Source organism: Bacteroidota bacterium (genome assembly GCA_016718825.1).
GTDB lineage: Bacteria > Bacteroidota > Bacteroidia > J057 > JADKCL01 > JADKCL01.
This window is the reverse complement of sequence record JADKCL010000007.1, coordinates 67,975-82,579: the sequence shown is the minus strand read 5'-3', so window position 1 is coordinate 82,579 and position 14,605 is coordinate 67,975. Positions and strand designations below refer to the sequence as shown.

15 protein-coding genes are annotated in these 14,605 nt (G+C 50.7%); 6 read left to right on the top strand and 9 right to left on the bottom strand.

The window, feature by feature from the left end:
• Window positions 1-2 precede the first annotated feature (2 nt).
• Window positions 3-521, bottom strand: a complete 519-nt coding sequence (locus IPN95_09930; GenBank protein ID MBK9449718.1) for a hypothetical protein — start codon at window positions 519-521, stop codon at window positions 3-5.
• Between the two features lie 148 nt (window positions 522-669).
• On the opposite strand from IPN95_09930, the gene IPN95_09925 reads away from it, so the two are divergent.
• The 4 genes from IPN95_09925 to IPN95_09910 all read left to right on the top strand — a co-directional run bounded on the left by IPN95_09925 (window position 670) and on the right by IPN95_09910 (window position 3,776).
• Window positions 670-2,133 carry a M81 family metallopeptidase gene (locus IPN95_09925; protein ID MBK9449717.1) on the top strand — a complete coding sequence of 488 codons (1,464 nt, stop codon included), beginning with the start codon at window positions 670-672 and terminating at the stop codon, window positions 2,131-2,133.
• A 67-nt stretch (window positions 2,134-2,200) separates the two neighbouring features.
• Window positions 2,201-2,944: a hypothetical protein gene (locus tag IPN95_09920; GenBank protein ID MBK9449716.1), complete on the top strand. Its 744-nt coding sequence runs from the start codon at window positions 2,201-2,203 to the stop codon at window positions 2,942-2,944.
• A gap of 110 nt (window positions 2,945-3,054) precedes the next feature.
• Window positions 3,055-3,261 carry a hypothetical protein gene (locus IPN95_09915; protein ID MBK9449715.1) on the top strand — a complete coding sequence of 69 codons (207 nt, stop codon included), beginning with the start codon at window positions 3,055-3,057 and terminating at the stop codon, window positions 3,259-3,261.
• A 254-nt stretch (window positions 3,262-3,515) separates the two neighbouring features.
• Window positions 3,516-3,776 carry a hypothetical protein gene (locus tag IPN95_09910; protein ID MBK9449714.1) on the top strand — a complete coding sequence of 87 codons (261 nt, stop codon included), beginning with the start codon at window positions 3,516-3,518 and terminating at the stop codon, window positions 3,774-3,776.
• Between the two features lie 4 nt (window positions 3,777-3,780).
• Here the strand turns inward: IPN95_09910 and IPN95_09905 are convergent, their stop codons facing one another.
• From IPN95_09905 to IPN95_09875, 7 genes are all read right to left on the bottom strand, one after another.
• Window positions 3,781-5,460 carry a M28 family peptidase gene (locus tag IPN95_09905; GenBank protein ID MBK9449713.1) on the bottom strand — a complete coding sequence of 560 codons (1,680 nt, stop codon included), beginning with the start codon at window positions 5,458-5,460 and terminating at the stop codon, window positions 3,781-3,783.
• Between the two features lie 64 nt (window positions 5,461-5,524).
• Window positions 5,525-6,325, bottom strand: a complete 801-nt coding sequence (locus IPN95_09900) for a hypothetical protein (GenBank protein MBK9449712.1) — start codon at window positions 6,323-6,325, stop codon at window positions 5,525-5,527.
• Window positions 6,326-6,425: 100 nt separating this feature from the next.
• A complete protein-coding gene (locus IPN95_09895) occupies window positions 6,426-7,973 on the bottom strand; it encodes a S8 family serine peptidase (GenBank protein MBK9449711.1) in 1,548 nt (515 codons plus the stop codon).
• Between the two features lie 15 nt (window positions 7,974-7,988).
• On the bottom strand, window positions 7,989-8,210 hold the full coding sequence (locus tag IPN95_09890; protein MBK9449710.1) for a hypothetical protein: 222 nt from the start codon (window positions 8,208-8,210) through the stop codon (window positions 7,989-7,991).
• Between the two features lie 58 nt (window positions 8,211-8,268).
• Window positions 8,269-8,784, bottom strand: coding sequence for a hypothetical protein (locus IPN95_09885; GenBank protein ID MBK9449709.1), 516 nt, complete (start codon window positions 8,782-8,784; stop codon window positions 8,269-8,271).
• 178 nt (window positions 8,785-8,962) lie between these two features.
• Entirely contained in the window at window positions 8,963-9,637 is a 675-nt protein-coding gene (gene mnmD / locus IPN95_09880) for a tRNA (5-methylaminomethyl-2-thiouridine)(34)-methyltransferase MnmD (GenBank protein MBK9449708.1), read from the bottom strand.
• Window positions 9,637-10,551, bottom strand: a complete 915-nt coding sequence (locus tag IPN95_09875) for an LD-carboxypeptidase (protein MBK9449707.1) — start codon at window positions 10,549-10,551, stop codon at window positions 9,637-9,639. Before IPN95_09875 ends, mnmD begins: the two co-directional genes overlap by 1 nt.
• Window positions 10,552-10,744: 193 nt before the next feature.
• Between IPN95_09875 and gmd the strand changes: the two genes are divergently transcribed.
• Window positions 10,745-11,779, top strand: a complete 1,035-nt coding sequence (gene gmd, locus IPN95_09870) for a GDP-mannose 4,6-dehydratase (GenBank protein ID MBK9449706.1) — start codon at window positions 10,745-10,747, stop codon at window positions 11,777-11,779.
• Window positions 11,763-12,707 (top strand): GDP-L-fucose synthase, encoded by a 945-nt coding sequence (locus IPN95_09865; GenBank protein ID MBK9449705.1) that lies wholly within the window; start codon window positions 11,763-11,765, stop codon window positions 12,705-12,707. Before gmd ends, IPN95_09865 begins: the two co-directional genes overlap by 17 nt.
• Before the next feature lie 404 nt (window positions 12,708-13,111).
• Here IPN95_09865 and IPN95_09860 read toward each other — a convergent pair whose 3' ends face one another.
• Window positions 13,112-14,101, bottom strand: coding sequence for a class I SAM-dependent methyltransferase (locus IPN95_09860; protein MBK9449704.1), 990 nt, complete (start codon window positions 14,099-14,101; stop codon window positions 13,112-13,114).
• Window positions 14,102-14,605 lie beyond the last annotated feature (504 nt).

The window sequence follows — 14,605 nt, the reverse complement described above, 5'->3', positions numbered from 1 at the left end:
CCTCAGTCAGCGCTTGTTTCATACTCCATGATCACCGCCTTGGGATCGTTGAGCAGGGCAATTTCGTCATGGTTGAGCTGCAAAACTTCGCAGACTTTCTCCTTGCGCGGGATGATCATCAAGAAAAGGGCTACTGCGACCGCCGAAAAGGTGAAAAACCAATATTGGCCGGTGGATAAAAAGCCATATGTCCCAACGACGGTCGGAAATTCAAGGAGTGCGTAGCGCAAAATGGAGGCGGTTTGGTAGCCACGCAGCTTTTCAGACAAGGTCGGCTTGGAGCGTGCCTTGACAATCAACATGTTGCCGACGACATTGCTGGCAAGCAAGCCAACGGTTGCCGCTGCAATCAATGCATACATCATCGTAGTGGACAATCCCGCCTCGTCGAGATGGATTTCGCCCATTTGTTGCAGGAAAATCATGGTCCCGACGAGCGTAAACTGCGAAAACAGCATCGCAGCAAACAAAATCAATAACAGCCGGAAATAGCCTTCCGATGTAACTTTTCTTTTTTCCATGCCAAATTTCGTTGGGCGGCAGGCCGCCGAGGGTGATTGGATGTCAAAATAAGCATCCGCTTCGAATTTGCATCACAGGATCCTCCAAAAATTGCGGTGAGAACCAGTATTGGAACGGCAATTCCGCCATTCCTGCCTAATTTCGCGCATGGCCAAAAAACTTGCGTTCATCGAGCTGCATCAGGAAACGAACTCATTCAGCAGTCTCACGACCACCATGCGCGAGTTTCACAGCTTTGCCTACTGCGAAGGCGAGGCCGTTTGGGCCTTTGCCGACAAATACAAAGCCCAGGCCTACGGATTCCGGGAAGCAGTGCAGAAATATGGGAACGGCGAATTTGAGATCGTGCCGATTTACGCAGCCTGGGCTTGGTCCGGCGGGCCGGTCGAGGCTGAAGTTTTTCAAGAATTTCTGGACAAGGCGGTCAAAGGAATTCAGGGAATCGAAGGCCTTGCCGGCATTTACTTTTCGATGCACGGCGCGATGGGCGTCGTGGGAATGCGCGATCCGGAGACAGCTTTGCTGCGGGCGGTGAGGGAGGTGGTCGGAATGGATTTTCCGGTGGCCGTTTCCTTTGATTTGCATGCGAATGTGACCCGGGAAAATGTCGAATTGGCGAGTTATATCGTGGGTTACCATACCAATCCGCACCGGGATTTCCGGCGCGTGGGACGCAAGGCGGGCCAAGTGCTGATGCGCATGGTCCGGGGCGAAATCAAGCCCGTCACCGCTTTTCGCAAGTTGCCGATCCTGAAAGGCGGCGGCTGGGGAATCGATTTTTTCCAGCCGATGCGCGGGATCATCCGGCGGATGAAGCAGATGGAACGGATGCCGGGCGTATTGGTGGCTGCGAATTTTTGGGTGCACATCTGGATGGACGACGAACAGATGGGCTGGAGCGTGGTGATCAGCACGGACAACGATCAAGCACTTGCAGACCGCCTCGCCGACGAGTTGGCGGATCGCTGCTGGGCCATTCGGGACCGGAAACATCCGATTCCAAAATCGGTCGAGGCTGCAATTCAGATTGCCAAACGTTCGCGCCTCCGGCGGATGTTGGGGACGGTCGTCTTCTGCGACATCAGCGATACCGTAGGCGCCGGGGCGCCGGGCGCGAATACGAATATTCTGGCGGCCTTGCTCAAGCATGCACCGCAGTTGCGGAGTTATGTTCCGATACGTGATCCGGAGGCAGCAGAAGAAGCTTGGCGTGCCGAACGCGGCGCCACGATTCGGCTCAACATTGGCGGGCGCATTGATCCGGAGCACAATCCGCCCATCGCATTCGAAGGAAAAGTCACGCAGCGGATCGACACCCAATGGGGCAAAACGACCATTTTGCAGCATCAGGGGATCCATGTGATCCTCACCGAAATGCCTTTTCCTGCCTATTTTGCCTCGGATTTCACCGGCTTGGGCATCAATCTCTGGAAAGCTGACATTGTCGTCGTCAAAAATTTATTTCCCTTCCGCTTCCGCATGGTCAAGTACAATCGCCGGACCGTGAACGTGATCACGCGCGGTATCACCAATGTTGATGTGTTTCAATTGGACTACGTGGATTGTCCGCGGCCGATTTATCCGCTGGACGAGGTGCCGCATTGGCGGTAACGGTGCAAAAAACCCGAGATTTCCAGATATTTGAAGTCTGACTCCTTGAATTCAAAGATTACACTGCATGAAAAGTCAATTCGCCCTTTTTCTCCTGATGTTGACCTTGGGTTTCAGCGCTTCGGCACAAAAGACCTGCCAACTGACCCGCAAGATCGAGGCGTTGGAGGGCCGTATCGACACCACACTTTATCAATACGACAAGAAATCCGGGCAGCTCAAACAAGTCGACCGCCCCTCTACGGAAGGCGGGTATTACTCCGAAAAGTACAATTATGGCTTGGAAGTCTTGAATTCGATGGAATCCCGTGGCTTCTCCTTCCTCTATTTTCATGACGATGCCAATCGCATGATCGGCTTCGTTGACTATGATGATTTGAGCGTGAGCCATTTCTACCATACGTATGACTATGATACAGAAGGAAAGGTTGTTCGCTTTACGACGTTTGAAACGCCCTTTTTGGAAGATACAGTCGTCGCTGAATTCAGCAAATTTTCCTACGAAGGTGAAAAAATGGTCAAACAGGAGCGTTTTGAAAACTATCCTGATAGCAACAGCGCGCCTTCGATGACAATTCTATACGAATACACTGACAAAAGAAATCCGGAATACAATCCGTTGTGTTTTCCAAATCAGCCAAAGTTTTTGGTAGCCAAGGAGGTACACAATGACTTAGACGGGATTTACGAGGATTTCAGCCATACCCGCGAATGCACTTACAATCCGGAAGGCTATCCGCTGAAATGTACGTTGAAGTACCTCGACGGATCCGAAAAGGGAACAGAAGAATATTCCTACAAATGCAAATAGCCTGAATTTCAGGCGAATGAATTAATCAAAGTCGCTACGGGGAGGCGCCTGATCCATCGCATTCAACCATCGTTGACATTCAACGTACACTGGTCAAAATCTAGCATCCAGTGAAAAAACACCTTACCCTCCTTTTGATTGCCGTTGCATTTGCTTTTGGGGTTTTACCCGCGCAGACCGGAAACCTCGAAGCCACCGTTGTCGCCCGCCGCGGTAATCTCATCGAACTCAAACTCGAATCGCAATCCGGCGAAGCCTTCCAAACCGGGACCACCGCCGACATGTACAAGCATTTTGAAGAAAAATGGGCAATATGAGCATGTCAGGGCTGGCTCGGCGTCGCGAATGTCGAATTCGTACCCACAACCAAGCAGAACATTCAGATCAAGATCCTGGAGGAAAAAGGCGAGATTACCGTCAACGGTGAGAAGGTCGACCATTTCAAACCCGGCAAACGGATGAAACTTGAGTGGCCAGCTAAAATCGAGGAAAAATCCGAAGAATAGCCTCTTTGCAGCTCATATTTGCTTGAATCCCGTCGTTGGCGTTCCTTTGCGGAAAAGCAACGAAGATGCGACGCAGCTCATTTGGGAAATTGGCAATTGGTTTGGCAGTGTTTGCCGGCATCTTGTTTGCCTTGCATTACACCAACGTGATCCCTGTTCTCAATACGGTTTTCCCTCCCTTGGTGACGATTTTCGGAACCTTGCTGGGCATTTTGGGGTATTTCGAACGGGACAAACAACGGCTACCTGCCCTGATTGGCATCTTGCTCAATGCGGCACTCCTCAGTTGGTGGCTCGTACTTCTTGTGATTTACCTTTCGCGCTAAGGCCTTAGAACGTCAGTTTCTTCTTCTTGGCCTTGCCCTTGCGCAACACAACGACGGTGATGGTATCGCCTTTGTTGTACTTGGCCAAGGCACGCATATAGCTCATCATGTCCTTGACTTCGTCGTCGTTCATTTTGATCACGATGTCACCAGCTAATAATTTGGCTTTGGCAGCAGGCTTACCCTCGGTCACGCCGTCGATGCGCATGCCTTCGCCATCAAACAGGTAATCCGGAACGACGCCCAAACTTACTTTCCAGCGTGGCGCCTCGCCTTCTTCGTCGTTTTTGGTCGCCGTGAAGGCGAGTTTTTCGCCCTTTTCATTCATTTTGACGAGCAAAGCCCATACATAGCGGTAGATTTTGTCCACCCCGTCATAGTTGATGAGGTTCTCATCGTCGCTCGGTTTGTGATAATCGCTGTGCGTTCCAGAGAAGAAATGGAGCACGGGCAAATCCTTGAGGTAGAAGCTCGTGTGGTCGCTGGGGCCGACGCCACTTTCGGCCGTTTTGACCTTCATGTCGTCAATTTGAATGCCTGCCATCGCTTCTTTCCAGAAGGGCGAGGTCCCGACGGCGTTGATGCCAAGGGTATTCTTTTCCGGATCGAGACGGCCCACCATGTCAAAATTGAGCATGCAGCTCACCTTGGCGAGGTCGATCGTCGGATTTTTGCAGAAGTAATTGGAGCCATAAAGTCCCTTTTCTTCGCCGGAGAAGGTCATGAAGAGGTAGTTGAATTGGTGCAAGGATTTTTCATTGGCGATTGCACGCGCCAATTCGATGACCAATGCCGTGCCGGATGCGTTGTCGTCGGCGCCGTTGTGCACAGCAGGCTCGCCGCGGTGCAACGAACCGTCATCACCAAAGCCCAAATGGTCGTAGTGCCCGCCGATGACGACGGTGTAAGGACGATTGTTGTCCATGAAGCCGATCACATTGTGGCCGGTCAGATTTTCCTCGTCGAGTCCGACTTTTGCGGAAATCGTTTTCCCGGTCACCGCCTTTGCATTCGTATTGGCGAGGTAAACGATTGGAATTGATTTTCTTACGGATTTGCGGCTATAATTGACGACAGGAGCTTCAAGTGCTTGATTGGTCGGATCCACGAATATGATTCCGGATGCTCCCATTTTGATCGCCGTCTCTACTTTCAGATCAATGGCTGCATATTCTCCGAATTTGCCATGGGGGTCGTCGGCATCAGGGGTACCGCGGTCAATCAACACGACCCTTCCTTTGACATCCACCGCTTTGTAATCGTCATGCTCCAAGGTGGGAGCCTGGATTCCGAAGCCAACATAAACGGGAATTCCCGAGAGTGCACCGTCGCCACTTTGCGGAAAAATGATGTAGTCTTCGGTGATTTTCATCGACTTGCCATCGAGGCTGAAGGCACAATCGGGCTTTGGCTTGAGCAGGTTCATGAAGCCAAAAGGCTGCAACCAACCGTTGTCAATGCCTTTGGGTTGCAGGCCGATTCCCTTAAACTGCTCCACGACGTAGGCCGCGGCGACTTCCTCACCCTTTTTGCCTGTTTCCCTGCCTTCCAACTGATCGCTCGACAGGTACACGATGTGTTCCTTCATGCGATTGGCGACGGTGGACTGCGCTGTGGCAGAGCCCGAAAGCAGCACCAAGCCTACAAAAAGTGTGAAAAATATCCTGCTGAATGTCCTTTTCATATCTATTTTCTGAATTCGGCAAATCTACGCAAATGGCTGCTGCAATGGAGGATTCTGGTAACAATCAGTCTTTTGCCCGCTGTAGCGGAAATTCCTTGGCAACTTCTTTTCCTTTGACCATCCCGGAAATTTTGGCGTACAGCATCGAATCCCCGCGGTTTTCATACGTGATCTTGGTCGGGAAATCATGCTCGGGGTTCTCAAAGACAGCGGATTGGCCATTGTTTTCTGTCAATTTGAACCGAACCGGGCCGGCATTTCCCTTGACCGTCGGAATGTAAAAAATGTCGTCACCCTCCCAAAGCAATTCGATGGTTTCGGAATGCACGGTGTCGGTATGGTATAAAGTCCAAGCCCGACCTTTGAAAAGGTGATCATTTGCGCGGGTCCATTGCTCGTAGCTGGTCAAATCGGGCCCTTCGGATTGCGTCCATTTCCCAATAAACCATCCAAGTTTTTCAAGCTTGGAGGACTCTTGCTTGGCTTTCAAACGCGTGAGCAGGTTCATGGGCAATGAGGCAAGCTGTAAGGCGCCATTTTTTCCACCGTCGGTAAATGCAATGTGTCCGCATTCCTTACCAAGACTGAATTCGCCTTCAAAAATGAGCGAATCACCCTTTTTGTAACTGATTTTTCCATCGGAAGCGCAGCCCTTGGGTTCCATCGGCGTGTCGGAGACCAACTTGGAAAGGCTATCGAGCATTGCCGCGTCGGAAAAAACAATGGGCCTCGCCTGCTGACCGTCGGCAAAAAAGGTGACCTCTACATGATCGGCCTTTTTGATTTTGGTGGCAATGGACTCCTGCGGCTTTTTGCAGGCAACGAGAGAAAAGAGAAAAAGAAAAGCCAGAATGGCATTTTTCATGTTCACGGGATTTTCGGCAAATATCCGAAAAAGCCCGGCCAATTGAAAAATGAAGTGAACCAAGCGATACCTGCGGCAATCGGATCCGCAAAAGAGGCCGCTAACGTTTCAGTACCCGGGCTAATGCAGCGTACGGTTCGATGACGGCACCGACTTCTTCAAAGGAAGGACCCGTCCGGCCTGTTTCGTTCAGAATCTTCCATGCTGCAGGGGCATCCAAACTTGGATCGATCGAACGCATGACACCGATGAGTCCCGAGACGATCGGGGTGGCCATGCTCGTGCCACTCATAGACGTGTAGTTTCCGCCGGGAATCGTGGAAAAAATGTCCAAGCCCGGTGCTGCAATCGGCATTCCAAGGTTGGTGTTGATGTTACTGAACGTAGTGCGCTGAAAATCAGGCCCGACAGCGGCGACGCCGATCACGCCCTTCACGCCCACGGGGCTATGTTTGCGCGCATCGCTGCCGTAATCGTTGCCGGCTGCGGCGACGACAATACAACGCTTGCGCAGTGCATATTCGACGGCTTCGCGCTGTACTTTGGGGGCCGGCCGATTGCTGCCGAGCGACATGGACAAGACATCGGCGCCATCTTCGATGGCTGCCATCATGGCCGAGGCGACCGAGTAGTCGGTGCCTTGCCCGTTTTTGCCCAATGCTTGATAACCCCGGATTTCGATGAAGCGGCCTTCCCAATTGAAGCTTGCCATGCCGAGCCCGTTGTTGGTGCTTGCGCCCGCGAGTCCTGCGCAATGCGTGCCATGACCATGCCCGTCGGTATCTCCAGGACTTTTTCCGAAAATTTTCCGCAAATCCGGATGATCGCCATCGACGCCTGTGTCGATAATGGCCACAATGGCTTTGCGCTTGGGACTTGCGTCCCGCAACATTTCGTGCACGCCATTCGCGACCGCGAGCTGCAACCACCATTGCTGCGTGATGTCAGGGTCATTCGCGAGAAAATCCCCGGCAGGATTGGAGAGCAAATTGGGATTGGAAGGTGGAAGTTCGAGTTGCATGGGGCCATTGAGTGCCGCATCGTCGATATTTTCATCGTCGGCATTCGCCTCGGAGAGAAATTCACCGACGCGATCCCCGTCTTTTACATCCACAAGATAAAATTGTGCGAGGTCGCCGTCTTCGTCTTCGGAGATCATCGGAAAAGCGCGTGAATAGGTGGCGTCGTATTTTTCCATCAGCCCTTCGAGCTCATTGATTTCGTCGTCGGAGCCCAATTCAAGCAGGATTTCGCCACTTTTGCTCTCCAAGGCGTGCGTGGTTGGCTGCTGCCACATCGTGGTGATTTTCCATCCAAAGGCCCAAGCTGTGCCCCAAATTCCGAGGGAAATCATCACCGCGAGCAATCCCGGAACCCAGAACACCTTGGGGTGGGCACGGTGGTAGGCCAAATAGCGCGAATCGATGATCATCGCGATGCCGATATCGAGCAGCAGATAGCAAATCCTGTCGAGCAGGGTGCCATTCGCAGTGAAGAAAATGAAGGTCAAGGCCCCACCGATCAGAATCAGGGTTGGGAAGATATTGACCTGCCGGCCTTTGTCGCGGTCCACCAAGGCGCGCCCGTAAAAAAACATGGCGACCGTAGCAAAAACGGGGCCCAGGATGTGTATCAATTTGATTTCCATTGGAATCGGGTTTGTTTAGCGTTCTAGTTTCTGGATGGAAAGCACCTCGACGTCGGTGCCCCACATGAAAATTGAAAATCCTTTGGATTCCTTCACTTTGGCCTCAACCGGCAGTCCCTGAATGAGAAATTCCTCGGAAACAGGACCTACAGGGCGAAAACGGCGGCCATTTTCTGCTTCAATTCCCCAAAATCCTCCGGAAAGCGGGACATGGGTCATGGTACCTTTGATTTTCATCGTACCTAAAAATACGTATTCGAAGGGAAAAGGTGCACGAAATTTTAAGGGGCCCTCCTCAAGGCACCAAGGCACGCTGCGAATGATCCCGAATCACTTGGGCCTCCACCTCGTTGAGTTCCATGTCCTTGATAAAACGCTCCAAGCCAGGCCTGTACAACATGAATAAAGTGGCTACGACCAAGGCAATCGGAAGGAAAATCCGGTTTTCAGTCAGGAAAAAGGCGATCAATTGTACGAATGCTGCTCCGTCAAGCAATAGAAAACGCACTACGGTTGCGCCACGGTAGGCATCCATCTTCTCATAGAGCTTCTGGGCCTCGCGCGCAGACTTTGCCCGTGCCAGAAAAAGACGATGGGAAATCAAAATCAAAGCCATGCTGGACAGTGGCGCGGAAATGAACAAAACGGTGTCCAGATCATGCGACTTGGGATCAGCTGATTGGGCGCCGATCAGCACCGAGAGCAAAAACAGAAAAATGCTCCCAATAAAACCAATGAAGATCAACGTCAGCTGATTGAAGAACTGACGCACTTGCTTTCTGACCGCTTCATTTACCTTGGGCGTGGACATGGGTGCAATTTACGTGGGTGGCGGGGGAATGAGAAATGAGGAATTAGAAATTAGAAATGAAAACGAAGTTCAGCGAAGCTAAACTAGGAATGAACGGCTGGGGTGATATTGGACGAGGGTGAATGACGGGCTTGTACGCATAAATTATTGATAACTAAGCCCATTGACCTAGAGAAATCTAGTGCGCATTTTTGGTGGCAATCAGCATTTCCCTTTTTCCTGGCGGGCCTTGAACCTTCTTGACCTGGAAACCGGCGGCAATCATGGCGCGGCGAACGTCGCCTTTTGCACAATAGGTCGTCAACAATCCGCCGTCGTCGAGCAGTCGGTACATCTTCTGAAAAATGGCTTCGGTCCAGAGTTCGGGTTGCTTTTCCGGGGCGAAGGCATCGAAGTAGATCAAGTCGACTTGCGAAGGAATGTCAAATTCTTCGATTTTGGCGTTGCGCTTACAAATGCTGAAACCCGATTCGATCGGCGTCATGGATTCCCAATCGGCGGCATGAATCAAATCCCAAATGCGTTTTGCGCTATCATCCCCGACCAAGTCAGGATAATTGAGCAAATCAAGCTCTTCTTTCGTCAGCGGATACCGCTCAATTGTCCAGTATTCCACTTCGAGACCTTTGGGAAAACATTCCAAGGCCGTCAACAAGGCATTCAACCCGGTTCCAAAACCAATTTCGAGGATACGAATCGGCTCGGCCTGATCCACGAACCTTCGCAAGCCCATTTCAATAAACACATGACGGCTTTCCTGGAGCGCACCGTGGCGGCTGTGGTAATGCTCATCCAATTCCGGAACAAACAAGGAATGCGAGCCATCGGCAGTTTGCACCACGTGGCGCACCATCACTTGAGCTCCATCGTTAGCTCAACCATCGCGTGACTGACACTCAATGTCGCCTTGGCACCCACCACCAAGGGATAATTGGATGGCCAATGGCCTGTCGGAAATCCAAAACAAATCGGGAAATCGGAAGCTCCGACGGCATCGCGCACAATTTCTTCGATGGTCGCGCCAAATGGGATTTCATTGTCTTTGATGTCATTGAATCCCCCCACGATGAGCCCTGCAAGTCCTTTGAGCTTGCCGGAGCGTTTGAGATGAATCATCATCCGGTCGATGTGGTAGAGATACTCGTCGATGTCTTCGATAAAAAGAATATTCCCTTTTGTGTCGATATCATGGGGCGTACCGATGAGCTGACTGAGGATGCTCAAATTGCCTCCAACAAGTCGGCCGGTTCCTTGTCCGGTGCGGCAAGCATCGGGATTGGACGGGACATAACTGTACTTGGGCACGTTGCCCATCAACATTTCGCGCAGATGCCCGCGCGAGATCGGGTCTGCCGTTTTGCCGTTCCAGGAAATGCACATCGGCCCGTGAATGCTCGCCACCTCAGCCTTCAGCATGGCTGCGCCAAAAGCGGTGAGGTCACTGAATCCCACCAACCACTTGGGAAACTGCTTGAGCCTGGAAAAATCGATTTGATCGGCAATCCGAAGGCAACCGTACCCTCCTCTCGAAAAAAGGATGGCCTTGATTTCGGGATCATCAATCATTTTTTGCATGTCTTCGATGCGCTCGGCGTCGGTTCCGGCAAACTGCCGTGACACACTATATATATGTGTCCCCAAAACGGGAATGAGTCCCCACTCTTGCAGGCTCGCCATGGCAGGGGCCACCTCTTCAGGACTGATCTTGCGGGCGGGACTCAGAAGTCCAACTTTGTCGCCCGGCTTCAAAAATGGTGCAAATCGCATAGTCTCAAAGTTAACATTTTTGGCGATGCCTGCTGATTCCAAGCGATCAAAGAAGTTAGAAGATATTTTGGAGACCGCGAATTCAGCATCCGAAGGCCTGAATCCCGCCCAACGAGACCCACAGCTAAACTTTTGCCTTCTGTTTTGCGCCTTGGATGCATGACCGTAGCTTTGCAATGCAATTGAAAACTGAATGAAAAAGGCATTGATCACGGGTATCAGCGGGCAAGACGGGTCATTCATGACCGAACTCCTGCTGGCAAAAGGCTATGAAGTGCATGGCATCATCCGTCGCGCGAGCAATTTCAACACGCAGCGCATCGATCACCTCCGAGAAGGTTTGACGCTTTATCATGGGGACCTGACCGATTCTGCGAATCTGAACAAACTCCTCTCGAAGATCCAACCTGACGAAATTTACAACCTTGGCGCACAGAGCCATGTTCAAGTTTCCTACGAAGTTCCCGAATACACCGCACAAGTCGATGCGATCGGGACCCTTCGCATTTTGGACGCGATGATGAACCACTGCCCGGGGGCGCGCTTTTATCAGGCTTCAACTTCTGAGCTCTACGGGAAGGTGCAAGAAATTCCGCAAACGGAGCAAACGCCCTTTTATCCGCGGAGCCCGTATGCGGTGGCGAAAATCTATGCCTACTGGATCACCAAAAATTACCGCGAAGCCTACCAATTGTATGCCTGCAACGGGATTCTCTTCAACCACGAATCCGAGCGCAGGGGCAAGACGTTTGTGACGCGGAAAATCACGATGTGCTTGAGCGAAATCAAATTTGGCCTCCGAGATGTCTTGAAACTGGGCAATTTGGATGCCGAACGCGACTGGGGATATGCAAAGGAATATGTGGAAGCGATGTGGTTGATGTTGCAGCAGCCGCAGCCCGAGGATTACGTGATTGCTACTGGAAAATGCTATACGGTGCGGTACTTTGTCGAATTGGCGGCTGCATACGCAGGATTCGAGATTGCATGGGAAGGCGAAGGAATCAATGAAAAGGGCATTGACCGCAAAACGGGAAAGACCATCGTGGTGATTGATCCCAGGTATTTCAGGCCTGCCGAAGTGGACCTGCTGATTGGCGATGCCTCTAAAGCAGCGCGTGAATTGGGTTGGACGGCCAAAGTCGGTATCGAGGAATTGGTCTCCATCATGATGGAAAACGATCTCAAGGAAGCATCCCAAGTCGCCTCTTATGGAAAAATCAGCTAAGATTTATGTTGCGGGCCACCGCGGAATGGTCGGCTCGGCCATTGTGCGCCAATTGGAGCTTGCCGGCTTCAGCAACATCATGGTGCGAACGCACCACGAACTCGACCTCTGCAATCAGGCGGCAGTCGCCGAATTCTTTGCACAGGAAAAGCCGGACTATGTATTCCTGGCAGCAGCGAAAGTCGGCGGCATCGTCGCCAACAATAGCCGTCGCGCCGAATTCATTTATGATAACTTGATGATTCAGAGCAATGTGATTCATCAAGCGCATCTGAATGGCGTGAAAAAGCTGCTCTTTTTAGGCTCATCTTGTATCTATCCCAAAATGGCACCGCAACCCATCACAGAGGATGCACTCCTGACAGGATTGCTGGAGCCGACCAATGAACCCTATGCGATCGCAAAAATCGCGGGCATCAAACTCTGTGAAACCTATCGGGCGCAGTACGGCGACAACTTCATTTCTGCGATGCCCACCAATCTTTACGGCCCCAATGACAACTATGATCTTCAAGGAAGCCACGTCTTGCCGGCGATGATCAGAAAATTCTGGGAAGCAAAGGAAGGTTCGCAGCCTGAAGTCACACTTTGGGGCGACGGCAGTCCACGTCGCGAATTTCTTCATGTGGACGACTGCGCGGCTGCGTGCCTACACCTGATGGAAACCTACAACGAGCCGGGATTTGTGAACATTGGAACCGGAATCGACGTCACGATCAAACAACTTGCAGAAGCGATCCAAGAAGCCATCGGCTACGCAGGAAAAATCGTCTGGGACAGCAGCAAACCCAATGGAACCCCAAGGAAATGGCTCGATGTAAGTCGTTTGCACGCGCTGGGATTCCACCATACGATTGACTTGGCGGAAGGAATCCAAAGGACCATTCAAGATTTCAAAGCGAATTCACAACGGTACTTGAATCGTTGAGGGTATTTGCCGAACTGCGAGACTGAAGCTGGGATGCTTGGGGTGGCGGAGCTGTGTTCCGACTTGGGGTGGCGGCGCTCTGTTCCGTCTTGGGGTGGAAGAGCTGTGTTCCGCCTTGGGGTGAAGGCGTTGTGTTCCGTCTTGGGGTATACACAAAAAAAAATGAAACCGGGGCGGGGAGCCCCGAGTTTCATTAGTGTATAGATATAGAGAACTCGTTGCAGTACACGAGCGGCAAAACCTTTCAGCCTAGGCGTTCCTCCCAAACTGATCAGCGCTTGCCGAAAAAGAACGATTTTTAACAATTTTCATGCATATCGATTCCAGTCAAGAAACTTTGGAAAATTCCTGAGGAAACGATCTGAATAAAAACTGAAAAAGAACGCTGCAAACTTAGATTTCAATCAAGCCGTGAGCTGTCTCTTTTTCACATCTTTGCGCAATTTCGTTACAGCATCGGTTGATACTGGATGAATTGGCTCACGAAGTGGAAGATCCAACGTTACGGAGTAGGTTGGCACGCCAATTTTGCGTACCAAAACACAAAGTACGGGCTTTGGAAATGCCTTTCCCATGGTCACAGCCTTCATCGTATCGATGGCAGCATAACCTGTTTCAAGAACGGCATTTTTGAGCTTATTCTTTGATTTAGAAGGCTTTTCACTCTCCCAGGAGATGACCTCAAATCCGTTACGGTTCAATATTCCGCTCAAGGTAGAGGTGCTAAAATGGTTGAGGTGCACAGGAGGTGTAAAGAGGGATTTAAACCCAAAAAACGCCTTACATCTCCAACCTTCTTCATATTTTACGTGCGGCACTTTGACATAAAGTAAGCCTCCGGGCTTCAAAATACGATTGAGTTCCCGTAGGTCTTCATTCGGGTCAAAAATGTGCTCTAGCGTGTTTCTGGTGACGATAATGTCAAATTCCTCAGCGTGGAAATTGGCATCTTTGAGAAATCCCTGAAAAATCGGGATGTCTTTGTGTGGCCCATCGGCGGTTGAGAGGTCAGAACCCTGAACCGTATATCCATGATTGTGAGCAACTTTCAGGAAATCGCCACGACCGCATCCCATGTCAAGCATGTGACCTTCGGGCATTTCGCGTTTGAGGCGATGCACCAATCTTTCGAGGGTTTCACCTTCAACGTCCAAGCCTTCATACTCTTCCTGGTCAAAGGGATTCGTATGCGCAGCATAAATTTCCTCCACCTCCTCAGGCAGAGGACGAGGGTTCACGTACACAAAATCGCATTCGTTGCATTTCGAGTACGTGTAGTTCTGTGGCAGCCAAGGGTTTAGGTGCACAGGGTACAAAGCATAATTGTCACTGCCGCAAGCGGCACATGGAACGAGTTCTCTCTGTTTCATAACAAAAAGTTCTTTGGCCAACATAATATTATGCTGGACGGTGAAACATAATGTAACTACAAAAAAATTCTACTATATCTATCAATACACAAACAAACACTACAGCATTGCATCTGGAAGAACCGATTGGAAGACAGACTGATACACAGACTTCTCTACGAGTTCAACGAGTGGGATTCTTACAGATAATACAATACCGAGTTCTAAATCACGAGTTCTATGAGTGCAAATATCTCACATCGTATTCGGAAAATGCAAATAAAAAGTTTCGTGCTATCGCTGATGCATGAAAGAAATGCAGGCAAACATATCACATTTCATCAGGCTTGCATCTTGCAATGAACCTGAGTGGCCAAATCTAAATTAGCAAGATTCCAATCCTCGCAAAACAACCCTATCACGGTTGAAAAACTAACCCATTCATGCAAATGGGCACATTCTACCGCCACTTTAGACCCAACAAACACCGATCAATTTGCGACTTATTCTTAGCCGTACAAAAGTAGTCCATGGACTTCGGCCCTTGGC